This window comes from Lysinibacillus sp. RU7 (genome assembly GCF_057837305.1).
The window spans coordinates 74,068-97,883 of record NZ_JBYQFK010000017.1; the positions used below are offsets into that span (position 1 = coordinate 74,068).

Here is a 23,816-nt window from a genome sequence, read left to right on the forward strand (position 1 = left end):
GATGGCAAAAGACGTTTTATTGCGCGAGCAAGTACCAGAAGAGTTAACATGGGATTTAACGCCTATTTTTGCATCAGATGCCGAATGGGAAACAGAATTCAAAGCAATTGAAGCGCTGGAAGAACAGGCAAAAAAGTATCAAGGAAAAGCAACCTCAGATGCGGAAAGCTTATATAAGGCATTGCAGTTTGGCGATCAAATGTATGAACGCTTTAGTAAGCTATATGTATACAGCCATCTAAAGCATGACCAAGATACGACAAATAGCCAATATCAAGCAATGGATAGCCGCGTTAGCTCATTAGGGGCAAAATTAAGTGCGGCATGGTCATTTTTAACACCTGAGATTTTATCGTTAGATGAAGAAACCATCAATCGATATGTAGAAAGCTATAAACCGCTGCAGCTATATGCACAATCGTTAAAAGAGCTTAACTTAGGTCGACCATATATTTTATCGGCGACAGAGGAGCAATTACTAGCGCAAATGTCAGAAGTGACAGGAGCTTCTGGCGATACATTTAGCAAACTGAACAATGCTGATTTAGAATTTCCAAAAATTAAAAATGAAGATGGGGAAGAAGTACGTATTACACACGGTTCTTATATTTCATTTTTAGAAAGTACGAATCGTCAAGTACGCGAAGATGCATTTAAAGCTGTATACGAAACATATGGGAAGTTTCGTAATACATTTGCGTCGACACTTGCAGGGAACGTGAAAGCACACAATGTTCGAGCGCGTATTCGCAAATACGATTCAGCTCGTCATGCAGCTATGAGTAATAACTTTATTCCTGAAAAAGTGTACGACCAATTGATTGCAACAATCCATGAGTATTTACCATTACTACATCGTTACGTAGCACTCCGTAAAGAAGTGTTAGGGGTAGATGAGTTACATATGTATGACTTATTTACGCCGCTTGTAAAAGAAGTGAAGATGGACATGCCGTATGAAAAAGCAAAGAAACTAATGGTTGAAAGTTTTGCACCACTAGGTGAAGAATATCAAGCGATTGTGCAACAAGGATTGGATAGTCGCTGGGTCGATGTAATGGAAAACAAAGGGAAGCGTAGTGGCGCCTATTCTTCAGGTACGTATGGTACAAACCCTTATGTATTAATGAACTGGCAAGATAATGTAAATAATTTATTTACATTAGCACATGAATTCGGTCATAGTATGCATAGCTACTATACACGTAAAAATCAGCCGTATCCATATGCAAGCTATTCTATTTTTGTCGCAGAAGTGGCTTCTACATGTAATGAAGAATTATTATTCGATTATTTATTAAAAACAATCGATGATCCACAACAAAAGATTTACTTATTAAATCATTGGTTAGATAGCTTCCGCGGTACCGTATTCCGTCAAACGATGTTTGCTGAATTTGAGTATCTAATTCACGAAATGGATGCAAAGGGTGAAGCTTTAACAGCTGAAAAGCTAACGGAAGTGTATTACGATTTAAATGTGAAATATTTTGGTGAAGCGATGACAGTTGATGAGGAAATCGGCTTAGAATGGGCGCGTATTCCTCACTTCTACTACAATTATTATGTGTATCAATATGCAACAGGGCAAAGTGCCGCAACAGCACTCAGTAAGAAGATTCTTGAAGAAGGACAGCCTGCTGTTGAGCGCTATATTAACAACTTCTTAAAAGCTGGTTGCTCAGACTTCCCAATTGACGTGTTAAAAGCTGCGGGAGTAGATATGGAAAGTCCGGCACCGATTGCCGAAGCTTGTAAAGTATTTGAAGAAAAATTAACGGAACTTGAAAAGTTACTTTTAAATAAATAAAGCGAAGGACCACTAGAACTCGTTCTGGTGGTTTTTTTCTGCTTTGTAGAATATTTTTCTAAGTATAGTGATATTTTTCTTGAATAATAGTTTGTTCATTCACAAACTATCGTGATACTTCAAAGTAGATTATTGAAAAGTGTTGGTGTTACTTGAATATGCAAACGCTTTCTATTTGACGAATTTGTGAAACTATTGCACGGTTATTGCAGATATTATTATTGTGTGATAAAGTAATAGACGTGAAATAAATCACATAACAAACATACACCCCTTTGTTTGAACGTGAACATTTCTCCCATCCCCTTTGTGAAAAGAGGTGTCCTATCTGTCGAGGATAGGGCACCTCTTTTATTATGGTACCCGGTACTACGGTGGTACGTACCGGGTACTAAGCTGGCACTACGCCGGCACCATAAAAAATCCAGCTAGCATAGAGCTAGCTGGATTTTTGTATAGCAATCGTTATTTTAAACGCCAAAGCGTAACATCATCCGTCATAAGACGCTCGATTTTTTGTTGGAGCATCCGTTTTTTTAATTCACGCTCGGCTGCAACATGATCGATGGAGAAAATCTCTGCTACTTCAGCAGTTGTTAAATGTTCATATCGTTTGAATACATCTTCTAACGATGGGATCGGTTTTGGTACAAGTTCCTCGCCAATCATTTCTTGTAAAATATGCTCATATACCTCGTAATGATAGGAACCATTTACTTTTAATCCCTCATCTTCAATGCACTCGTTAAAGAACACAATGCTTGGCACTTCATCAACGTCCATTTCCCTTGTAATGTATAAATCACATTGGAAGGCACGGGCTGCTTCTTTTGATCCGAAATCTGTTGTAAATTCATTCATATCAAGACCTATTTCCTCTGCGATTTGCAGAAGAGTGGCATGGGAATTGACGTTTTTGGTTTTTAAAGCTGCATATTGTTGTAATTTTGTTAAGTAGCGTGAACCTGCCCGTTTTCCTTGTAATTCAGCAGCTTTAATAGCGATTGAAGGTAAGACTGGGTGTGTAATGTCTAGCTCTGCTCCGTTCAAACAACCTTTCATACGGTTTGTTATAGAATTGAGAGCCGATAGTTCTGTACTAAGTACGTAACGCCATGTGAAATAATGTTCATATTGTAGCTGCAGCTTGCGCAATATGCCCTTCATCGCAAATGCTTTTGGACAAAGTGGGTCGATAAAAATATATAACTCTACTGGTTTATGTGCAATAGAAGGTGCAACAGGCTGTGATAATAATTGAACACTATTCATCTAATCCCTCCTCATCTTCATTCGGTGCATTGACCATATGATGAGCAGTTAAAACAAGACGTTGGAAATATGTTTCACGAAACTTTCCGTCTAAACCAACCTCATCCATTGCTTCAGCCATGCATTCTAACCAAGCTTGTGCACGATCAGGGGTAATTTTAAAGGGCATATGACGAGCACGCATCATCGGATGCCCGTGCTCCTCTGTATATAAATTCGGCCCACCTAAGTACTGGGTTTGAAACTGAATTTGCTTACGAATCGTTTCAGTTAAATCTTCAGGAAAGATCGGAATGAGTTGTGGATGCTTTGCAACACGCGTATAGAAGGCATGTATAAGCTCCGAAAGCTTTTCAGCACCAAGTTCCTCGTAAGGAATCGTATATTTTCGATTCATAGGTGATACTCCTTTATGTCTCACTTCTTTTAGTATACGTTTACTATATACTGTATCGTTATATAACATCTTTATGTTCATTCTAACAATGACACTGAAAATTCACAAATAAAGCGCCTTTATGGTAAAATAAGGGTAATATGAAAATTAAGTATTATATGAATTTAGTATTTTTTTGACGTAATTTTGAGTTTCTTTAAATGGTGGTATCCCGTTATATTTTGAGACGTTCCCAGGTCCGGCGTTATAAGCAGCAAGTGCTAATGATAGATCACCGTTGAATTTATCCAACATTTGACGTAAATATTTTGTCCCACCCATAATATTTTGAGTAGGGTCTGTTGCGTCCGTTACCCCTAAAAATTTTGCGGTTGAAGGCATAAGTTGCATTAAGCCTATGGCACCAGCTGAACTCATGGCATTTGGCTTAAAACCTGATTCCTGTTTAATGACAGACTCAATTAATTTTGTAGGAATATTATATTTTGCTGCAGCTACTTCTATTACCTCTTGATAGTTTGTATGGGAAGCCTCTACCGATTTTGTTGACGTCGGTACAGAGAGTGCTTCCAGTACACTGGCGGGTACGTTTAACTGTCCTTCATAAATAAGTGATTGTAAATAGTTCGCAACATTTGGTTGTTGTTCTGCTGTACTTTCAGATACACTTCCTAGTAAATTACTTAATGGTGAAGATTGCTCAGTTGAAGCAGATGCTAATAATTCTTCAATCAGTGATGAGAAAGCAGATGCGTTTGAATTTAGGACTGAGCTCGTTTCATTATTACTCCCACCAATTGATTGAATCGTTTGAATTTCCATTAATGTTCGTAAAGCCTGAATATCCATGTTCTTATTCATCCTTTATTCATATTGTTGTGCTAAAGCATCTGTAAAACGTGCGATTTTTTTCTTTGCATAGCGTTTTTCTATATTATGCTCTGTTAAAAACTGCTCAAAAATAGCAAGTCCTTTTTGTTCATCGTTTGTTTCATATTCTACTTCATAATCTTCACATTGCAAATAAAAAGAGTGATCCAGTACAAGTGTTCCACCCTCATATTCTATCTCTACTCGGTTAGTAATAAGGGAGCCGAATAGTTGTAATTCTGTTAGTGGTACATTCATATGAAGTAATCGCTGTTCAACAGAGGGTGCTGCAAATGTAAGACCACGAATCATTTGTGCTGCCATATCTGCTGTTAAGGCATCGGTTGTTTCCAAATGAGCATGTTCTGAAGAACGTTCTTTTAATGTACATTCAATGTGGTCGGGTAACACACGAATCCGTAGTCCACTCCATGCATTTTTCAAATGGTAGTTAGGCGTATCGAAGTAATGGTTTTCTTGGCGTACAATTTGTTCAGGCTGAATATTGAAATATGTGAGTAGACGATTGTATTCTTCTTTTGTTAATAAATTTTTAAATTCAATTTCGATTTGTTGACTCATTTAAAGTATCCTTTCTGCAAGGGCTGCCAATATTTCCAGATTGTATTTCGAAAATGTCCACTGCATCAGTGTAAGTGGTATGTTAAAATATGAAAAGAAAGATTGGAAAGGGAGACTTACACTTGCGTAACGTATATAAAGTCGAAAATTATGTTGATGTACACAATAAGCTTACATTTAGTGTAAATGAAGAAGCATCAACTATTCAAATTATACCTGCTGGACAGGTAATTGTTGACTCAGATCATCATGCTTTTATTTATATTGTAGAGGAAGATGGGGCGTTTAGCTATTTAAGCTTTGGCGTAGACATGTGGCCCGCTTTACTAGAAATGGTGCAGCGTGGTGAAAATCCATATTTATCTGTAGGGGAAAATACAATTGAATTACTTCATTTCTATGAAGAACTAGAGGCATTAATTTATAATATTGAAGGAAATGACAACTACGGTGAATCATTTGTAACAGCAGTAGAGGCTGCATTTCAAGCGATTTTAACAAATAATGAAGTATAATGAAACAAGACGTGCTAATGAGATAATGTAAAGTTATTTCGGTGTTGGGAGGTTATTATTTTGGGACAATGGGATGTTTTTTTAAGCCCGTATAAGCAAGCGGTAGATGAGTTAAAAGTGAAATTGAAAGGAATGCGTTCACAGTTTGGGATTGTGAATGCAAACTCCCCAATTGAATTTGTAACGGGAAGAGTAAAGCCTTTAGCGAGTATTTACGATAAATCGTTACAAAAAGGGGTACCGTTTGAGCCTTCTGACAAATTAGCAACGGAATTGCAAGATATTGCAGGTGTGCGTATTATGTGTCAATTTGTAGATGATATTACAGCAGTTACAGAGCTTATTCGTCAGCGTGATGATATGAAAGTGATTGAAGAGAAGGATTATATTACACATAGTAAACCGAGTGGATATCGTTCACATCATATCATCATTGAATATCCTGTTGAAACGATTCAGGGACAAAAAATTGTCGTAGCAGAAATTCAAATTCGTACATTGGCCATGAATTTTTGGGCTTCAATTGAGCATTCATTAAATTATAAATATAAAGGGGAATTTCCTGAGATTATTAAGCAACGTTTGCAAAATGCCGCAGAAGCAGCGTTCCGTTTAGATGAAGAAATGAGTCAAATTCGTAGTGAAATTCAGGAAGCACAGGCTTATTTTAGCGAATATAAGGAAGATCCAGCAGTACTTAATAATTCAGAAAAGGAGCGTGAAAAACTTTGAAGTTTGCTATTCAATCACGCCGAGATATGCAATCCAATGAATTAATGGAGCTTGCAAAAACATATTTACAAGACTTTGGATTAATGCTTGATGAAGAAGAACCGGATATTGTATTATCAATCGGTGGAGATGGGACGCTTTTACATGCTTTTCATCGTTATTCACATCGTTTAGATAAAGTGGCATTTGTCGGCATTCATACGGGGCATTTAGGGTTTTATGCAGACTGGAAGCCATCTGAATTAGAAAAGCTTGTGTTATCCATTGCTAAAAAAGAATTTAATTCTGTCGAATATCCATTACTTGAGGTACAAGTTCATCGTCATGATGCTGCGTCAAGTACATATTTGGCACTAAATGAGGCAACGATTAAATCGCCAGATGTGACGCTCGTGATGGATGTAGAGTTAAATGGGAAGCATTTTGAACGTTTCCGGGGGGACGGGTTATGTGTATCGACTCCATCAGGTAGTACAGCGTATAATAAAGCGCTTGGAGGAGCTATTATTCATCCAACGCTTAATGCCTTTCAAATTACCGAGATGGCTTCCATTAATAATCGTGTATTCCGTACAGTGGGGTCATCACTTGTGTTACCAGCTCATCATAATTGTGTATTGAAGCCAGTAAATGATCAAAAATTCAATATGACGATTGATCATATTCAAATTACACAAACAGATGTAAAATCGATTACGTTCAATGTTGCAAATGAACGGGTTCGTTTTGCCCGTTTCCGTCCATTCCCATTCTGGGAGCGTGTACATGACTCGTTTGTTTCGAATGAATAAGTGAGGAGAAATATGGACAAGCGATTTACTGTCACATTTATGGCGAAGCAACAAGGACAATTATTGCGGGAAGCGATTAGCGATTTTGGTATTTCCAAACGTGCGCTAACGGCAATTAAGTTTGAGGGAGGCCAAATTTTAGTAAATGGTACGGAGCAAAATGTACGTTACCCTCTTCATGTAGGAGATGAGATTACGGTTAAGTTTCCGGTAGAGCGAGTGAGTGATGGGTTAATACCTCAACGGGGCGCTCTCGATATTGTTTATGAGGATCAGACACTCCTAGTATTAAATAAGCCTGCTTTTATGAGTACTATTCCTTCACGTGAGCATCCAGATGCGAGCGTAGCGAATTTTGTCGCAGGTTATTTTGAACAACAGCATATTGCCTCTACTGTGCATATTGTAACACGACTAGACCGGGATACTTCGGGGCTACTATGTATTGCGAAACATCGTCATATTCATCATTTAACAGGATTGATGCAACGAGCAGGAACGATTCACCGAGAATATGAAGCGATTGTCCATGGTCATGTGGAGAACCAATCGATTATTGCACCGATTGGAAGAAAAGATACGAGTATTATTGAACGTGAAGTACGGAATGATGGTCAATATGCGCATACAGATGTAACAGTACTGAAGCAATTTTGGGTAGATGATAAACCGTATTCACATATTCGGTTAAAGTTATATACCGGGCGTACACATCAAATTCGTGTACATATGGCGTATATTGGACACCCCTTAATAGGAGATGAATTATACGGTGGGAGTCGTGCATTGATTGCACGCCAAGCACTACATTGTGTCCATTTAGCATTAGCGCATCCTGTATCGGGCGAACCATTCATTTTTAATAGCCCACTACCAGCAGATATGCAAGAAATAATTTTCTAAAAGAAAGATGTTCGGCTACAATCGAGCATCTTTTCGTGATTTTAAATAGATTCTTGTAATGAGCAAAAATACATCCTAAAAATATCATTTAAATAGTGAAAGGTTTATATCATAGCCTCCGCGCTTTGCCACAGCCTACACAGGAGCTAAAACAGGCGTGGCCTGTTTGGATCTCCTGTTCCTGCTCCTGACGCTGCGCTTTCGTCGCAAAGTAAAGCGCTTGGCTCCTGTGGCTATGGCGCGCTACGGCAAAAGTCAATGCTTCTCGATGTGCTAGAAAAATATTTCTCTTACTAAAAGAAATCATTTTTTTCCTATTTGCAAGTGTAATTACCTAGTCTCTACGGCAATGAATGAGCATCTTTCTTCATTTTTAGCTAGGTGTGTTGATTAACAAAATAATTCCTTTATAGAAGCGTATTTTTACGCAAAACGTGATCAAAAATGACTTGCCCGTTGATTGCAGCGGAATCGGTGAGGTGTAGCTGACGGCATGCGCCTTTCGCTACAGAGCAAAGCTTCCTACGGGAATAGCAATAAAGGAACGAAGGCTAAAACCGTCACGTCCTGTGACAACGCCTTCGTGACCAACATCGTGTTGGCCTGAAGACCCCGCAGGAAATTTATTTGCGACGAAAGCGCAGCGACAGGAGCACCGAGGGATGAGCGACGAGGAGGCTGAGGCCATGCCCGTGGAAAGCGAGCCGAATGGAGCGGAAATCAACGGTTAACACAATGGTAATATATGTTTCGGGATTTGCTCATTCTAAGTAGATTGTTAAATTTCTGTATGAATTTTAAAGATTTTATTTACGAATGGTAGCGCCATGCCTATTATGAATTTGAGAGGAGGGATAACATGATCGAACCACAAAACGAGAGAGATGACGTGCTATACGATGAAGAATTTCTGCGACAATTATTATTAGACCATGAGATTCAGGCATTCCGTGAGCATTTTTTAGAAATTCATCCGTACGATCAAGCGCAATTTTATGAGAAGGTTGGACCTGATATACGTAAGATCATGTATCATTTTTTATCTCCTCAGGAAATGGCCGTCATCTTCCGAGAGATTGAAATAGAAGATGATGCATACCAAAACATGTTGAAGGAAATGGATACATCGTATGGAGCCGCGATGTTATCGGAAATGTATACGGATGATGCAGTAGACGTTTTATATGAACTCGATAATAAAGAACGCGAAAGCTATCTAGAAATGATGGATAGTGAAACCGTTGAAGAAATTAATGAATTATTAGCTTATGCTGAATATACAGCTGGGGCTATTATGACAACGGAGTATGTTTCGATTTTAGAAAGTTCTACGGTACGTTCAGCCATGGCTGTGCTGCGAAAAGAGGCACCAAATGCTGAAACCATTTACTATATTTTCGTTGTAAATGACCAACATCAATTGACCGGAGTTATTTCATTACGTGATCTCATTATTGCTGATGAGGATAAGCGCATTAGTGAAATTATGAGTGATCGTGTCGTATCTGTACAGCTAACAGCAGATCAAGAAGAAGTCGCACAAATTATGAAGGATTATAACTTTTTAGCCTTACCTGTAATTAATGAAAACAGCGAATTACAAGGGATTATAACAGTCGATGATATTATCGATGTTATTGACGAAGAGGCAAGCGACGACTACTCGAAGCTAGCCGGTATTTCCGATATAGAGGACATTGATACGGGTCCACTCAGGGCAGCGAAAAATCGTTTACCGTGGTTAATTATTCTATTATTTTTAGGAATGCTCACGGCCAATTTAATGGGCCAGTTTGAGGCAACACTCGATCAAGTAGCATTGCTTGCTGTATTCATTCCACTGATTTCTGGTACTTCAGGGAATAGTGGCACACAAGCACTTGCTGTTGCCGTTCGCGGGATTGCAACAGGAGAAGTGAGCGAGAAAAGTAAAATGAAGCTATTGATGCGCGAGTTAGTAACAGGGGTCATTATGGGGCTCGTCTGTGCAGTCATCGTAGTCGGTATTGTTTACTTTTGGAAGCATAATTTAATCATTGGCTTGTTAGTAGGAGGAGCCATTTGTTGTTCAATTTTAGTCGCGACACTTGCCGGGTCGTTTATTCCGTTACTGATGCATAAGCTTGGTATTGACCCAGCTGTTGCATCGGGACCGTTTATTACAACACTGAATGATGTGACAAGTTTGTTAATTTATTTAGGGCTTGCGACGATGTTTTTAAGTCAAATTATGTAGGGGGGATGGTTGAGTTAGCTGTTTCATCATACAAAGAACTGTGTCGAATAGAGAGCGTTTTGCATATCGTAGTGTAAAAAAGGATGTGGCAGGTTGGAGTATCCATTATTGTACATTCAAACCCCACCACCAGCGCGACGAATTGAAGAGGAAAGTACATCGATTTATGTCAAAAAAGAGCTGGTACCATCACTGATTATGCATCAGCTTCGTTATTTTTCAAGGCGGACTAATAAAGACCGGCAATTGTATTTTCAATTAAAAAACGGCGAACATTTAGTCGGTACAATCGAAAAACTAAATGGCGAAGAAGTACTGGTCAGTGCCTTGGAACAAAAAATATGGCTTGCTGCTGAATCAATATCGTATATTTCCACAAAATAAGAGAGCGGATGCGTCTATGCATCTGCTCTCTTTCTTTTATAGATAAGAAAGTATACACTTTTTCAAATTTAAAGTGTGTCTAGCAACAGCGCCTAGCCCGTCGTGACGTTTCCAAAGTCTCTTCGTGTGTAAGCACACTGTGAGCCTATTTCTAACACATGTCGGGGCTAGAGAGGGCGCTTGCACTTTTCTTAGTTACAAATACCAAGATTTACGTCTTCGATACATTGAACTGCACAGAAGCAGCTTAAGTCAACTGTAATACAGCTGTCTGAAGCGGCCCAGCCACTAACCTCGCAAACTTTATGAAGTGATACTTGAGTGCCGCAATCTGATAATAAGCATACTGGATAATCATTTTCATCTAGAGGTATTAATACACGTAATGTTGCGCAGCAGTCATCGAATATGTCTTCTACACGGAAATAAATTGATACACACACGTCCGGATATTCATCTGATGCAAAAGTAGCCATAAACGGCTTTCCTGTTTTAGTTAGTAATGTAAATACACGTGTATCTGCTGAAGAGCGAGCAGGGCTCACGATACCACCAAGTGGCTCTAAGAAACAGTTTGTTGTACATGTTGAACAATCATCTCGAACTGCTTGACTTTGAATATCTAAAATTGCACGCACTACTTCACATACGCAATTTCCACTTTCAATAGCTCCGCCACCGTGATGTTTTCCACAACCCATAAATTCACCTCCCTAGAATTGAGTTCCTTATAAAATATGAAAGTACATTTAGTGTGTTAGGGCGTTTGCACGTATTGAATATAATTTGCTTCCAACGGCGATACTACGTACATAAAGGAGGTGCACTAAAGTGAGAAGTATACTGCTTGCAGTATGTTGTTGTGTAGTACTTGCTGGATGTGGTAACACAGGTGAAAAGCTTACAACTTTTTACACTACATATGATGAGGAGAAGGCAACGAAATTAGAGGAAATACTCAATAATGAAAGCAATATAGATCATGCCAACGTCATTTTCGTAGAAAATCAGTTACTTGTAGCGATGCAAGTAAAGCCGTGGATGCGCTATAAGAAGCGAAAAATCGAAGAAGCTATCAAAGAAAAACTGGAAAAGGAATTTCCTAAGTTACAAATAACGGTTTCAACGGACTTTAAATTGCATTGGGAATCAGCAAAATTAATTGATAAAAACGAAAAAGAAGGATTAGACGATAAATTGGAAAAGCTAGACAAGTTATCAAAGGAGGAAACATGATGGATGTGCAACGTTACCAAACAATTGAACAGCAAATTACACCAAAGCCACCCGTTGCTCTAAATATGTTAAAAGCGTTTTTAGTTGGCGGCATTATTTGTGCAATTGGACAAGCTATTTCATACTTTTATATTATTTTCTTCGATTTTACAGAACAAACAGCAGGCAATCCAACAGTCGCGACAATTATTATAATTACGATGTTTTTAACAGGGGCAGGTTTATATCGAAAAATCGGTCAATTTGCCGGAGCAGGGAGCGCTGTACCAGTTTCAGGATTTGGTAATGCCGTGATTTCTGCCGCGATTGAGCATAAATCGGAAGGCTTTGTTTTAGGTGTCGGGAGCAATATGTTTAAACTCGCTGGATCTGTTATTATGTTCGGTGTAGTCTCTGCATTTTTTGTAGCTTTAATTAAACTGATTCTTGTATCAATCGGGGTGGTATCATGGTAATCGTGTTTCAAACGAAGCCGGCTATTTTAGCATGTTCAGCTGTCACAGGGCCACTCGAACAGAAAAGTGTGTTTAAAGCATATTTTGACTCGATTATGGATGATGAAAGATTTCAAGAAGATACAAATGAAAAAGGTCAAATGGCGCTTATACAAGAAGCAAGTAAAGTTCTGTTAAAAAAGGCGGATGTTAAAAATTTAGATATCGACTATTTTTTAAGTGGCGATTTAATTAATCAAATGACCCCAACAAGTTTTGCAGCAAGAGAGTTAGCGGTGTCTTTTATTGGTTTATTCGCTGCCTGTGCAACAGCCGTTTCATCGGTGATTATTGCAGGATTATTAACAGAGCTTGGCGCATCCAATTTTGCCATTGCAGGTGCGAGTAGTCATCATAATGCGACAGAACGACAATTCCGTTACCCGATTGATTATGGCGCACAAAAGCCTGCAACTGCACAATGGACAGTGACAGCAGCAGGGTATGCGCTTGTTGGGAAGTATCATGAAGGGATGCCTTATATGGTAGCGGCAACGGTTGGAAAAGTAGTCGATTATGGACAGGACAATCCTTTTCACATGGGGGGAGCAATGGCGCCAGCAGCGTATAGTACCATTACAACTCATTTGGAAAAGCGGAAGCAAAAGTTAAGTGATTATGATGTCATTTTTACAGGAGATCTTGGGAAAATCGGCTTAAAAATTTTAAAAGCGATGTTTGCAGAAGATGGTATTAAGAGTGAAGAACTAAATTTAATTCGAGATGCTGGGGAAGAGTATTTCGGGGAAGATAAGCGCTTTCTGGCAGGTGCGAGTGGCGCAGGATGTTCTGCTTCGGTATTTTATAGTTATGTGGATTTACAGTTAAGAACAGGCCGTTATAAAAAAGTGTTGTTAGTAGCAACAGGTGCGTTACTTTCGACGTTATCGTATCAGCAAGGTGAAAGCATTCCTTGTATTGCGCATGCAGTAGAAATTAATGTGTAGGAGGGACCTACTATTATTTACTCATTTATTTTTGCATTTGTTGTTGGTGGGTTAATTTGTGTTGTTGGCCAATTACTAATCGATGTGGGCAAGCTAACACCAGCTCATACATTATCAACGCTTGTCGTTGTCGGAGCGATATTAGATGGGCTGGGGCTATATGAGCCACTAATTGATCTAGCAGGAGCTGGCGCAACGGTTCCGATTACGTCATTTGGCAACGCGCTTACACATGGAGCTCTTGCTGAAGCAGAGAAGCACGGCTGGATTGGCGTATTAACGGGAATGTTTGAAGTAACGAGCTCAGGTATTAGTGCGGCCATCATTTTTGGTTTTATTGCCGCATTATTTTTTAAAACAAAAGGTAAAATTGATTAGACAAATATCCTCCCTTTGTTTGTTTTTGTAACATACATTAGCAAATAAAAGGGAGGTGTTTTTATGGGTAACTATTGTGGAGGCTACAACTATGGCTGGCAAGGCGGTCAATGTCCATCTTATGGTGGCGGTAATGACGGCAATGGCTCTGTATTCGTGTTAATCGTAGTATTATTCATTTTATTGATCATTGTTGGGAGCGTGATTGTGTAAGGAGGAGAAAAAATGGATCAGTTTTTTAAACAAATCGAAAAAAAGACTGGTGTGTCATTTGAAGAAATTTTAGCATTAGCGAATGCTATTCAGCACGCGGATTTCAAAAATGAGCGCCAAGTTCGAAAAATTGTACGCAAAGTAAGTAAGCTGGCTAACCGCCCAATCACGCCAGAATTAGAAAATAAAATCGTACAATCTATTTTACAAGATGGTCAATCACTTGATTTAAATAGTATTCAAAAAATGATGCGATAAAAAAGCAGATCATCCGTATTGAACGGCAATCTGCTTTTTTCACGAATAACAATACGTAACGTAGTTCAATATGTGGCATCAGCTCGTTCTAAGTTGGAATGAGCTGATGTTTTTTAAATAGAAATACTTTTTTCCATTGCGCGATGTGGAATATAAGCGTCTAAAAATTCCGGTGATGTGACTACATAACCGAGTTTCTCGTAAAATGGTACAGCATAAGATTGGGCATTGAGCTTCAATGTTGCCCAACCGTATTGAATGGCATATTTCTCAACATGCTCCATGATCAATATACCAAGACGTTTGCCGCGATAATCTTTCAATACACAAACACGTTCAACTTTTCCGATCCCTGGTGATACTTCCCGTGCGCGAGCGGCTGCAATCGTTTTTTCGCCGTCTTGCACGATAAAGTGTTTCGCTGTCTCATCAAATTCATCTAATTCAAGGTGTACCGGTACACCTTGCTCTTCGACAAATACTTTTTTTCGTACATTAAAAGCGAGTTGTTTTTCTTCTTCTGTTGTAACTAATTTTACATTAAACACGAACTTATTCAACTCCGCTCAATCTAAATGTTTCATATGTCGTCCATGAACCATCTTCTAGTTGGTAGAGAAGGTGGATACGATCGATCGATTCCTTTTCATCTACACCAATCATTCGAAGTTGACCAAAAATATCATCATGCTCAGAATCTGTCATTTTTTGGGCTATAGTAATATGTGGAACGAAAACATGTTTTGGTGTACCAATGTTTAATTGTTCTTGAATTTCTTTATGAATGTCTTCAAGCTGAGGTGTTGGTTCAACGCGGAAATAAATCGCGTTTGTCGTTGGGAAGAACGAACTTACACGCGAAGCATGAATAGCAAGCGGTGCAAATCGATTTGCGATTTCAGTAAGCTTTTTAGAAATCTCTTCGATTTGCATTTCATCTGCTTCAAACGTATCTTTTAATGTCATATGCGGTGTAATTTTCGCATAGTGCGGGTCATAACGTTTGCGATAAGTATTCGCTAAATCTTGTAGTTTTTTTGATGGAAATGCAACAATACCGTACTTCAAAGTTCATTACCTCCCGAAAATTCTAAATTTTTATTCCTTTACAGTATAACAGATAGTATAAATTTGCGCGATTCTACTGCAAAGATTAGCCGAAATTTTCAATTAAAGCACGCTTTAAGTCAGGCTTCCAATATTTCCACGTATGATTGCCCTTAAACTCTTCATAAAATGTATTAAACCCCATATTGACCATTAGCTGATGCATTTCACGGTTAGGTGTTAAAAAGTCCTTCACGGTTTTATCGTGTAAAATCACTTCATCTTCATCCGTACCAATCACATGATAAATGGATAGCAAATCAAGTTGAGTAGCGTTCCGTACTTTATCCATGACTAAATCATCCACATAAGGCGAGTGTAAAATTGCCTTTCCAAAGATGTTAGGGTATTGAATCGCTGCTAGTAATGACACTGTGGCCGCCATTGAATCACCGATTAATCCGCGATTTGAACCTAATGGGATCGTTGAAAATTCCGCATCTAAATACGGTACTAGCTCATGTGCTAAAAAGCGAAGGTATGCTTCATGTTGATCGCCAGATGGGATATATTTTCGCTTTCGGTCTGCTACACTTTTATAGGGTACACCGACAATAATTAAGTGTTCGATTTCATAATCATCAATGAGCTCATCTGCTAAACGAGGAATTCCACCTAACTGGAAATAATCTTTCCCATCGGATGCGATTAAAATATTATATTTATATAGTGGAGTATAGTTTGCAGGGATGTATATCAGTAGTTGTATGTGTTCCTGTAAAGACTCACTGTAAAAAGTAATATCTTTAACTGTTCCTTTATCCACTTATGTCACTCCTTCTCTCGGTTGTAAGGAAATTGTATCATATTAAATCTTAAAGGTGTAAAATATAAGAAGTGCTTTTCTTCCATCCCAACTATAAATAGAAATGAGGATTAGTAATGAATAACAAAAATGTTCGCGTGCATTCAGATGAAGTAGCTGCTGCGACACATGCAGCATTAGAGCGCCGCGGGGTTACAGTAGAAGCGATCGCAGAAATAGTATATGAAATGCAAAAAACATATAATCCCGGTTTAACAATTGAGCATTGTATTAAGTCCGTTGAACGTGTTTTACGGAAACGTGAAGTACAGCATGCTGTGCTAGTCGGTGTCGAGCTCGATGAGTTAGCAGAGAAAAAAATGTTATCTCAACCATTACAATCAATTGTTGAAAACGATGAAGGATTATTTGGTGTCGATGAAACAATTGCACTCGGCTCTGTATTTACGTATGGTAGTATTGCCGTGACAACTTTCGGTCACTTAGATAAACAAAAAATTGGCATTATTGAAAAGTTAGATACAAAAGCAGGTCAAAGTATTCATACATTTTTAGATGATTTAGTGGGTAGCATTGCGGCGAGTGCAGCATCCCGAATTGCTCATAGAATGCGTGATTTAGAGGAACAAGGTGAAACGTTTGCGGATGTCCCACCTGTTGTGCTCGGTCCAAACAATAAGCCAAAACCAAAAAAAGATATATAAAAAGTGCGCCATTTACGTGAAAGTAAATGGCGTTTTTAGTATAAATCACTTATGATAATTACTGGAGATGATCGAAACAAGGAGAAGTTGAGATGAAACTACAAGATATAAAAACATTGATTACAAGTGGTACGGTTTTAGTAGCGCTAGCACTTTATATGATTTTTGGTGATAAACCACCAGAAAAAGTAGAAGATACACAAAGTTCTGTACTTATTCCATTAGAAGAGGCAGAGCAAATAACAGGCAACACACCCCTTGCTGTTGACTATGTATCGGCGAATGACGGCGACACAATTAGTGTGAATATGAACGGTGAAAAGAAGCGAGTTCGTTTATTGATGATTGATACACCGGAGATGAATTATGATAAAGGGGACCCAATGCCATTTGCCGAAGAGGCGAAAAAATTTACGATCAACTTACTAGAAAATGCTGAATCTGTGCAGCTATTATTTGATAAAGGACCAGAGACAGACCATTATGATCGATTACTCGCTTATATTTATGTAGATGGTGTGATGTTGCAAGAAGCGTTATTAAAAGAAGGGTATGCAGCTGTTCGCTACGTAAATAAGCCAAACAATTCATTAGAACAACAATTCCGAGATATTCAAGCAGATGCCGAGCAACAAGATATTAATATCTGGTCATACGATAATTACTTCCAAAAGGACGGGTTTCACCCAGAAGCAGTTAATAATTAAATGATTTATAAGTGTGCATATTCAAATAGTTGAATATGCATTTTTAATTATGACTTGACGTAAATCGATTACTAATATAAACTAAGTTATAAATAGTAAGTGTTAGCTTACGCGTACGAACAAAATGTTTCATCATTAGTCATAAATGGGACGTTTTGATCGTATATATTTTTATACCATATCTCGAATTCGAGATAAAATGAGGAGGAATTTTTTATGACAAAGTATATAGTAGACCAATCACATTCTCACATTGGCTTCCAAGTGAAACATATGATGGTATCAAAAGTAAAAGGTGGATTTGATTCGTATACAGCCGAGGTAGAAGCAACGGATTTAGCTGATTTAACAGATGCAAATATTTCATTTGAGTTTGATGTGGCAAGTATTAACACAAAAAGTGAAGATCGTGACAATCACTTAAAATCAGCTGATTTCTTTGATGTAGCACAGTATCCAACAATTCAGTTTCAATCAACAAACATTACAAAATCTAGTGACCGTTATGAAGTAACAGGGAACTTAACCATTAAAGGTGTCACAAAGCAAGTAACATTCCATACAGAATTTAACGGTAAAGGTACAAATCCTTGGGGGCAAGAAGTATACGGCTTTGAGGCAGAGGCGAAAATTAATCGTGAAGAATTTGGCTTAACATGGAATGCTGCACTTGAAACAGGCGGTGTGCTTGTAGGGAAAGAGATAAAAATTATTGTCGAGTTAGAATTAAACCGTGCTGAATAAATGAACAACAGGAATTCCATTCGTTTGGGGTTCCTGACTTTTTTTGTCTGAATTTGCTATAATAACGATAATCGTTTTAGAAATGAGGGAGTTTTTTTGCTAGTAGATTTTAAGGTGAAAAACTGTTTATCTTATAAAGAAGAAACAGTGTTTTCCATGGTAGCAGGTAGCCGTATACGCAAATTAAAAGCATCGCATACGATAGCACATCATAAATTAAATATGGTGAAAAGTGCATTTATTTTTGGTCCAAACGGCAGTGGTAAATCTAATTTATTTACCGCCATTAAAGTGCTTCGTTCACTGTTATTTAATTTTGAGAGTTTAAATAATGTAACTCAAATGAAATTACCGTATCAACCATTTCAACTTAGTGAGAACAACGGGGAGCCAACCGAGTTTTTAATTGGGCTTCTATTAGATGGGGAATTTTTTGAATATGAAGTTCATTATTGTGCGGACAAGATTTTATTTGAACGTTTTTCAAAAATAATGAAGTTATCGACGAAGCATTTTTTTATACGTACATATAATGAAGAAACGAAGGAATATGAATATACGTTTTCAAAGAAAAAGCATGCAGAGTTAAAAAATTATACACGTCCAAATACGGCATTTTTATCCCTGTTAAATGTTTTTAACGATCCGCAAGCAGCGAAAGTTTTTGATTGGTTCCTCAACAAAATTATTTTTTTAGATGAATCGCATCGTTTATCGAGTCATCCGCTTCTTCGTAAGTTAGAGGATGAAGTGTTTAAGCAAGAAGTACTCAAGCTCTTAAAAATTGCGGACTTCTCCATTCAGGATTTAACCGCTCGTCGTGTGGAAAGAAAAGAGAAAAATACGATTTTACATGATTTTGATATGGCAGATGCAATTATTCAAGAAATAGATATTGATCTCCATTATTTATCATATGATGATAAGGGAACGCCGATTGGCACCAAGACGATTAATTGGACGATGGACTCTAAAGGGACGATTCGCATGTTGTATTTAGCAAGTGTAATGGTAGATGCACATAATAAAGGCAAAACCATTTTCATTGATGAGTTTGATACCGCCTTCCACGTCTCTATTTGTGAATTTTTAATGGCGATTATGAATAGTGAACGAAATGTCAGTAACCAGTTTATCGTGACGAGCCACGAGATTGATTTACTAGATCAGCCGCTTCGTTCAGATCAAATTTGGTTTGTGAATAAAAGCTTTAAAAATGAATCAGAGCTGTATTCACTATTTGATTTTGCAGATTTACATAAAAAGCGCGCGGATATTTCATATGCGAAGCGTTATTTAAAAGGGGAGTTCGGTGCAACACCGGTTATTAATGAATACTTATCAAAACAATATTTAAGAGAGGAAGAACAATGAGAACGAGAGAAAGAGGAAGGCTTGCTTTACGCAAGACAATACTCATTTATTGTGAAGGTGAAACGGAACGTATTTACTTCGAGCAAATGAAAATATTAAAGCGATCAAAAATGGTGAGTGTCAAAATCAAAAATGTAAAACGTTCTGCTATTAAGCTGGCACAGCATGCATACCGTGATTCGAGCTATCAACCATTTGATGAGGTATGGATTGTATTTGATAAAGATGATTTAACAGAGTGGCAATTAGAAGAGGTGAATGCATTTTGTATACAACACAATATTAATATTGCTTATACAAATGAAGCATTTGAACTGTGGCTACTTTTACATTTTGAACAAATCGATGTAAGTCAAGTATATCCTCGTGCGTTACTGAATGAAAAAATGGAGGAATATCTTGGTGTTACACGCTACATACGAAATAAAGGAAACGCTGAAGTCATTGCACCCATTGCGCTGCGTCACGAAGTTGCCGTAAGGAATTGTATGGAAATGATGAAGCTACGTGATTCGGATAGCCGTGATAATCCGTACTGTAATGTGCATGAAATGATTCAAATTGTTTTTTAGGGATCAAGTATAAATTGTTAAAGAGATTCGCATAAGAAGAGCAACAACTCGCGCAATTTTGGCGCGAGTTGTTTTTTATTAATGGCATTAGAAAGCGGGTGTACGTAATAATTTTTAGAAAATATAGAATAATTTTAGATTTAGGGTTGTTTTATTGGATTGAGTATAATAAAATAACCTTAAATATATAAAACCTAGTTGAATTATAGGTTTTAATAGAGAGGTGACATTGTATGGCTACACCAATCGTAAAAATTGAGCAAGTATCAAAATCTTATGCTTCACAGGGGCAGGATGTACTTGTTTTAAGTAATATTTCATTCGATGTAGAAAAAGGTGAAGTCATTTCGATTTTAGGGAAAAGTGGCTGTGGTAAAAGTACATTGCTGAATTGCATAGGAGGCTTTGAACAAGTAAATGGAGGACGTATTTTGCTGGACGGGCAAGAAGTAAAAAAGCCAAGCAAACGCTGTATGATGTTAATGCAAAATTATGGACTATTACCTTGGCGTTCTGTACAGAAAAACGTAGAGCTAGGGTTAGAGGGGCTAAACCTTTCAAAAGAAGAGATACATCAAAGGGCAAAGGACTATTTACAAATGGTAGGCCTTGCGGACCGTGCCAATGCATTTCCGAGTGAGTTATCAGGAGGGATGCAACAACGTGTAGCGATTGCACGAGCACTCGCTATTCAGCCAGAAGTCATTTTAATGGATGAACCTTTTGGGGCACTTGACACATTTACACGCTATTATTTGCAAGATGAGCTGATTCAAATCCAAAAGCGAGAGCATACAACGATTGTGCTTGTTACGCACGATATTGATGAAGCAATTTATTTATCAGACCGCATTTTTATTATGAGTGCAAACCCAGGGCAAGTGCATAAAGAGATTAAAATTCATGGCTCGAAACCACGCGATCGCTCGGATTCTGATTTTCAGCATTATCGTGAGCTAATCTTTAATGAATTCCAGTTTACCAATAAACAAGCAATTGAATACAACATTTAGGAGGAAGAGTATGAAAAAGGTTTATGGATTATTCGTATTATTGTTCGTACTTGTGCTTGCAGCGTGCAGCAATGATGAGGCAACCACTTCGTCAGCTGAAGGTGAAAAGCCAACAATAAAAATTGGTTATTTACCTATCACACATGCCGTGCCGCTTTATATGCAAACAGACAGTGAATATGAAGAGTACAAGTTAGAATTAGTGAAATTCGGTTCATGGCCAGAGTTGATGGATGCCTTAAATACAGGAGCTATTGACGGGGCATCGGTACTGATTCAGCTAGCAATGAATGCAAAGGAAAAAGGCATTGATTTAAAGGCAGTTGCACTTGGTCACCGCGATGGCAACGTATTAGTCGGTGCACCACAGATTGAATCAGTAGAAGATTTAAAAGGGGAATCATTCGCTATTCCAAGTCGTTTCTCGACACATAATATTTTGCTATACGAGATGTTGCAAAAACATGGAATTGCTTATGAAGATGTTAATGTTATTGAACTACCACCAGCAGAAATGCCAGCTGCATTAGCGGAAGGTCGTATTGCAGGCTATGTAGTAGCAGAGCCATTTGGGGCGATTTCAGTGGCACTTGAAAATGGTAAAGTGCTTTACCAATCACAAGAAATTTGGCAAGATTCCATCGACTGTGGGTTAGTATTACGTGGTCAATTTATCGACAAAAATCGTGAATTAGCAAAAAGCTTCGTAGGCGATTATGTAGCAGCTGGCGAGTTAGCAGAAGCAAAAGATGCTCACACACATGAAGTAGTAAATGAATACTTAACAGTAGAAGAAAATGTTTTAGATTTATCACTAGAGTGGATTTCATACGATAACTTAAAAATCGAAGAAGAAAGTTATGCCGTTTTACGTGAGGCACTACTTGAAATGGGTTTATCTGAAAATCCACCAGCTTACGAGGATTTCGTAGATCCAACTTTATTTAACTAATACTGACGGAGGGTAGCAATGCTATGTTAAAGAAACTTTCACCAATCGTTATTGGAATTATTTTACTCATTGCATTGTGGCAAATTGCTACAGTCGTTGGTGGACATCAGGCAGCGCTTTTCCCTCCGCCATCCAAAGTGGGAGAAGCATTGGTGTCCATCGTCTCAGATGGCTCCATTTTTACACATATACAAATTAGTTTATTTCGCTTCTTTACAGGTTATTTATTGGCCGTTGTTGTAGCAGTTGTACTTGGATTAGTGCTTGGTCGATTACCGACTATTTGGTCTGTACTGGATCCAATCGTACAAGTACTACGTCCCGTATCACCAATTGCGTGGTCACCATTTATCGTCTTATGGTTCGGTATTGGGAATATGCCAGCGATTATCATTATTTTCATCGCTGCGTTTTTCCCGGTGCTATTATCGACTGTATCCGCAGTGAAAAAAGTGGATAAAACGTATTTACGTATCGCCGCAAACTTAGAAATGTCTCAAGCAGAAACATTGCGAAAAATTGTTCTTCCAGCTTCATTCCCGATGATCGCAAATGGTCTCCATATGGCGTTAGGGACTGCTTGGATTTTCCTAGTAGCAGGCGAAATGGTTGGCGCACAATCAGGTCTTGGTTTTTTAATTGTTGATGCGCGAAACTCATTAAGTCTTGATGTTGTCATGGCAGGTATTGTTGTGATTGGTGTGCTTGGTCTTATGTTAGATAAGCTTATCCATTATTTTGAGGCGTGGGTCAATCGCATTTGGGGCGGTATGAAAGCATAATAAAAAGCCTGAAGCTTCAGGCTTTAACAGGACGAATATGTATATGTTCAACACGTTCGCCAGTTTTGCTTGAATAATAGCCAACTTCAACGCGATGCTCGTCATCATCAACAATTTCTTTGTAGCAAGTTTCAAGGTGTTCAGCACCCCAAATAATCATCGCATTGAATACATGTTCAAGTGCGAGGCCTTTGTCAGTAAGTGTGTAGCGGTAGCGCGGAGGATGACTAACATATAGCTCAGACTTTGCGATACCAGCCTCTTCAAGTTCTTTTAATCGACTGGATAAGACATTTGCTGAAAGACCAGGGAGTTTTAGCTTAATATCATTGAAATTTGATACACCAATCATCAGTTCGTGGATAATGAGTAATGTCCATCGATCACCTAGAATATTTAATGTTTGTGCAATATTACACGGTAAGTCATAGCGAGTTTTCATTGTGAGACCTCCTTGTAACATTAGTATAAGCATTAAATTTATGTAATGCGAGTAGTAAAAATTAATTTACTTAAAAAAATTAATCTATAGGAGGAATTTCAAATGGCTTTATTTTTAGTAGAATCAACAATTAACGAGGTATCGACAAAAGAGGGATTTTCAACATTAGTTGAAAAAGTAAATGGAACAGATGCTGTAAATGTCATTGAGGTACAAGTAGCAAAAGGCTTTACACGTGCCTATTTCATCATTGAAGCAGATGCTGAAGCGACAGCAAAATCAGCATTAGAAGCGCAAGGTGTAGCGATTGATTTAGTAAAAGAAGTACGTTTAATTGGTAAAGAATTAGACGAAGTAAAAGCTGGTGGAGAACAAGTAAACTACTTAGTAGAGTGGGAGATTCCAGCAGAAATCACTATGGAAAAATATTTAGAGCGTAAAAAGAAAAACTCGGTAAAATATGAGGAAGTACCAGATGTAAAATTCTCACGCACGTATGTATGTGAAGACATGACAAAATGCTTATGTTTCTATGATGCACCAGACGAGGCAGCAGTAAAACGTGCACGTGAAGCAGTACAAACACCAATTACGTCATTAACAGAATTAGCAGACTAAAGGATAGGAAGGAAGAG

31 protein-coding genes are annotated in these 23,816 nt (G+C 38.2%); 22 read left to right on the forward strand and 9 right to left on the reverse strand.

The window, feature by feature from the left end; translation table 11 throughout:
- Window position 1: 1 nt before the first annotated feature.
- Window positions 2-1,810: an oligoendopeptidase F gene (pepF, locus tag AC3II9_RS13400; protein ID WP_489156172.1), complete on the forward strand. Its 1,809-nt coding sequence runs from the start codon at window positions 2-4 to the stop codon at window positions 1,808-1,810.
- A 465-nt stretch (window positions 1,811-2,275) separates the two neighbouring features.
- On the opposite strand, the gene AC3II9_RS13405 is transcribed toward pepF, so the two are convergent.
- From AC3II9_RS13405 to AC3II9_RS13420, 4 genes are all read right to left on the reverse strand, one after another.
- Complete coding sequence (locus AC3II9_RS13405) at window positions 2,276-3,082, reverse strand: DsbA family protein (protein WP_489156174.1); 807 nt, start codon at window positions 3,080-3,082, stop codon at window positions 2,276-2,278.
- A complete protein-coding gene (locus AC3II9_RS13410; protein WP_489156176.1) occupies window positions 3,075-3,479 on the reverse strand; it encodes a globin domain-containing protein in 405 nt (134 codons plus the stop codon). The genes AC3II9_RS13405 and AC3II9_RS13410 overlap by 8 nt, the downstream gene beginning before the upstream one ends.
- Window positions 3,480-3,626: 147 nt before the next feature.
- Window positions 3,627-4,328, reverse strand: coding sequence for a lytic transglycosylase domain-containing protein (locus tag AC3II9_RS13415; RefSeq protein WP_489156178.1), 702 nt, complete (start codon window positions 4,326-4,328; stop codon window positions 3,627-3,629).
- 15 nt (window positions 4,329-4,343) lie between these two features.
- Entirely contained in the window at window positions 4,344-4,931 is a 588-nt protein-coding gene (locus tag AC3II9_RS13420) for a CYTH domain-containing protein (RefSeq protein ID WP_489156180.1), read from the reverse strand.
- 122 nt (window positions 4,932-5,053) lie between these two features.
- On the opposite strand from AC3II9_RS13420, the gene AC3II9_RS13425 reads away from it, so the two are divergent.
- From AC3II9_RS13425 to AC3II9_RS13450, 6 genes are all read left to right on the forward strand, one after another.
- Complete coding sequence (locus AC3II9_RS13425) at window positions 5,054-5,446, forward strand: UPF0738 family protein (RefSeq protein WP_489156182.1); 393 nt, start codon at window positions 5,054-5,056, stop codon at window positions 5,444-5,446.
- A gap of 60 nt (window positions 5,447-5,506) precedes the next feature.
- A complete protein-coding gene (gene yjbM / locus AC3II9_RS13430) occupies window positions 5,507-6,178 on the forward strand; it encodes a GTP diphosphokinase (protein ID WP_489156184.1) in 672 nt (223 codons plus the stop codon).
- Window positions 6,175-6,969 carry an NAD kinase gene (locus AC3II9_RS13435; protein ID WP_391376140.1) on the forward strand — a complete coding sequence of 265 codons (795 nt, stop codon included), beginning with the start codon at window positions 6,175-6,177 and terminating at the stop codon, window positions 6,967-6,969. The genes yjbM and AC3II9_RS13435 overlap by 4 nt, the downstream gene beginning before the upstream one ends.
- 12 nt (window positions 6,970-6,981) lie before the next feature.
- On the forward strand, window positions 6,982-7,872 hold the full coding sequence (locus AC3II9_RS13440) for an RluA family pseudouridine synthase (RefSeq protein ID WP_489156186.1): 891 nt from the start codon (window positions 6,982-6,984) through the stop codon (window positions 7,870-7,872).
- An 859-nt stretch (window positions 7,873-8,731) separates the two neighbouring features.
- A complete protein-coding gene (gene mgtE, locus AC3II9_RS13445) occupies window positions 8,732-10,108 on the forward strand; it encodes a magnesium transporter (protein WP_489156188.1) in 1,377 nt (458 codons plus the stop codon).
- Between the two features lie 93 nt (window positions 10,109-10,201).
- Complete coding sequence (locus AC3II9_RS13450; RefSeq protein ID WP_489156190.1) at window positions 10,202-10,492, forward strand: 4-diphosphocytidyl-2C-methyl-D-erythritol kinase; 291 nt, start codon at window positions 10,202-10,204, stop codon at window positions 10,490-10,492.
- 191 nt (window positions 10,493-10,683) lie between these two features.
- Here AC3II9_RS13450 and AC3II9_RS13455 read toward each other — a convergent pair whose 3' ends face one another.
- Window positions 10,684-11,193 (reverse strand): CotY/CotZ family spore coat protein, encoded by a 510-nt coding sequence (locus AC3II9_RS13455; protein ID WP_489156192.1) that lies wholly within the window; start codon window positions 11,191-11,193, stop codon window positions 10,684-10,686.
- Window positions 11,194-11,323: 130 nt separating this feature from the next.
- Between AC3II9_RS13455 and AC3II9_RS13460 the strand changes: the two genes are divergently transcribed.
- From AC3II9_RS13460 to AC3II9_RS13485, 6 genes are all read left to right on the forward strand, one after another.
- On the forward strand, window positions 11,324-11,728 hold the full coding sequence (locus AC3II9_RS13460; protein ID WP_489156194.1) for a YhcN/YlaJ family sporulation lipoprotein: 405 nt from the start codon (window positions 11,324-11,326) through the stop codon (window positions 11,726-11,728).
- A complete protein-coding gene (gene spoVAC / locus AC3II9_RS13465; RefSeq protein ID WP_489156196.1) occupies window positions 11,728-12,183 on the forward strand; it encodes a stage V sporulation protein AC in 456 nt (151 codons plus the stop codon). Before AC3II9_RS13460 ends, spoVAC begins: the two co-directional genes overlap by 1 nt.
- Complete coding sequence (locus AC3II9_RS13470) at window positions 12,177-13,169, forward strand: stage V sporulation protein AD (protein ID WP_489156198.1); 993 nt, start codon at window positions 12,177-12,179, stop codon at window positions 13,167-13,169. The genes spoVAC and AC3II9_RS13470 overlap by 7 nt, the downstream gene beginning before the upstream one ends.
- 12 nt (window positions 13,170-13,181) lie before the next feature.
- Window positions 13,182-13,547, forward strand: coding sequence for a stage V sporulation protein AE (gene spoVAE, locus AC3II9_RS13475; protein ID WP_489156243.1), 366 nt, complete (start codon window positions 13,182-13,184; stop codon window positions 13,545-13,547).
- Window positions 13,548-13,610: 63 nt separating this feature from the next.
- Window positions 13,611-13,760 (forward strand): YjcZ family sporulation protein, encoded by a 150-nt coding sequence (locus tag AC3II9_RS13480; protein WP_431029265.1) that lies wholly within the window; start codon window positions 13,611-13,613, stop codon window positions 13,758-13,760.
- Window positions 13,761-13,772: 12 nt separating this feature from the next.
- Window positions 13,773-14,018: a stage VI sporulation protein F gene (locus AC3II9_RS13485; RefSeq protein WP_489156200.1), complete on the forward strand. Its 246-nt coding sequence runs from the start codon at window positions 13,773-13,775 to the stop codon at window positions 14,016-14,018.
- A 113-nt stretch (window positions 14,019-14,131) separates the two neighbouring features.
- Here the strand turns inward: AC3II9_RS13485 and AC3II9_RS13490 are convergent, their stop codons facing one another.
- The 3 genes from AC3II9_RS13490 to AC3II9_RS13500 all read right to left on the reverse strand — a co-directional run bounded on the left by AC3II9_RS13490 (window position 14,132) and on the right by AC3II9_RS13500 (window position 15,891).
- The gene (locus tag AC3II9_RS13490) at window positions 14,132-14,566 is read right to left on the reverse strand and encodes a GNAT family N-acetyltransferase (RefSeq protein WP_489156203.1); all 435 of its coding nucleotides are present in this window, start codon (window positions 14,564-14,566) and stop codon (window positions 14,132-14,134) included.
- A 4-nt stretch (window positions 14,567-14,570) separates the two neighbouring features.
- On the reverse strand, window positions 14,571-15,086 hold the full coding sequence (locus AC3II9_RS13495; protein ID WP_391376108.1) for a YjcG family protein: 516 nt from the start codon (window positions 15,084-15,086) through the stop codon (window positions 14,571-14,573).
- Between the two features lie 85 nt (window positions 15,087-15,171).
- The gene (locus AC3II9_RS13500; protein ID WP_489156205.1) at window positions 15,172-15,891 is read right to left on the reverse strand and encodes an alpha/beta hydrolase; all 720 of its coding nucleotides are present in this window, start codon (window positions 15,889-15,891) and stop codon (window positions 15,172-15,174) included.
- A 116-nt stretch (window positions 15,892-16,007) separates the two neighbouring features.
- On the opposite strand from AC3II9_RS13500, the gene AC3II9_RS13505 reads away from it, so the two are divergent.
- The 8 genes from AC3II9_RS13505 (at window position 16,008) to AC3II9_RS13540 (ending at window position 22,739) form a co-directional block, all read left to right on the forward strand.
- A complete protein-coding gene (locus tag AC3II9_RS13505; RefSeq protein ID WP_391376102.1) occupies window positions 16,008-16,595 on the forward strand; it encodes a phosphatidylglycerophosphatase A family protein in 588 nt (195 codons plus the stop codon).
- A gap of 92 nt (window positions 16,596-16,687) precedes the next feature.
- On the forward strand, window positions 16,688-17,302 hold the full coding sequence (locus tag AC3II9_RS13510; protein WP_489156207.1) for a thermonuclease family protein: 615 nt from the start codon (window positions 16,688-16,690) through the stop codon (window positions 17,300-17,302).
- A gap of 216 nt (window positions 17,303-17,518) precedes the next feature.
- Window positions 17,519-18,046: a YceI family protein gene (locus AC3II9_RS13515; RefSeq protein WP_489156209.1), complete on the forward strand. Its 528-nt coding sequence runs from the start codon at window positions 17,519-17,521 to the stop codon at window positions 18,044-18,046.
- Between the two features lie 96 nt (window positions 18,047-18,142).
- Window positions 18,143-19,420: an AAA family ATPase gene (locus AC3II9_RS13520; RefSeq protein ID WP_489156211.1), complete on the forward strand. Its 1,278-nt coding sequence runs from the start codon at window positions 18,143-18,145 to the stop codon at window positions 19,418-19,420.
- Entirely contained in the window at window positions 19,417-19,992 is a 576-nt protein-coding gene (locus AC3II9_RS13525) for an RloB family protein (protein ID WP_391376090.1), read from the forward strand. The genes AC3II9_RS13520 and AC3II9_RS13525 overlap by 4 nt, the downstream gene beginning before the upstream one ends.
- 233 nt (window positions 19,993-20,225) lie before the next feature.
- Window positions 20,226-21,005 carry an ABC transporter ATP-binding protein gene (locus AC3II9_RS13530; protein ID WP_489156213.1) on the forward strand — a complete coding sequence of 260 codons (780 nt, stop codon included), beginning with the start codon at window positions 20,226-20,228 and terminating at the stop codon, window positions 21,003-21,005.
- 10 nt (window positions 21,006-21,015) lie between these two features.
- Window positions 21,016-21,957, forward strand: a complete 942-nt coding sequence (locus tag AC3II9_RS13535) for an ABC transporter substrate-binding protein (RefSeq protein WP_489156215.1) — start codon at window positions 21,016-21,018, stop codon at window positions 21,955-21,957.
- A gap of 23 nt (window positions 21,958-21,980) precedes the next feature.
- Window positions 21,981-22,739, forward strand: a complete 759-nt coding sequence (locus tag AC3II9_RS13540) for an ABC transporter permease (RefSeq protein ID WP_489156217.1) — start codon at window positions 21,981-21,983, stop codon at window positions 22,737-22,739.
- Between the two features lie 16 nt (window positions 22,740-22,755).
- On the opposite strand, the gene AC3II9_RS13545 is transcribed toward AC3II9_RS13540, so the two are convergent.
- Entirely contained in the window at window positions 22,756-23,181 is a 426-nt protein-coding gene (locus AC3II9_RS13545) for a winged helix-turn-helix transcriptional regulator (RefSeq protein WP_489156219.1), read from the reverse strand.
- A gap of 102 nt (window positions 23,182-23,283) precedes the next feature.
- Between AC3II9_RS13545 and AC3II9_RS13550 the strand changes: the two genes are divergently transcribed.
- The gene (locus AC3II9_RS13550) at window positions 23,284-23,799 is read left to right on the forward strand and encodes a DUF4242 domain-containing protein (RefSeq protein WP_489156221.1); all 516 of its coding nucleotides are present in this window, start codon (window positions 23,284-23,286) and stop codon (window positions 23,797-23,799) included.
- Window positions 23,800-23,816: the final 17 nt, after the last annotated feature.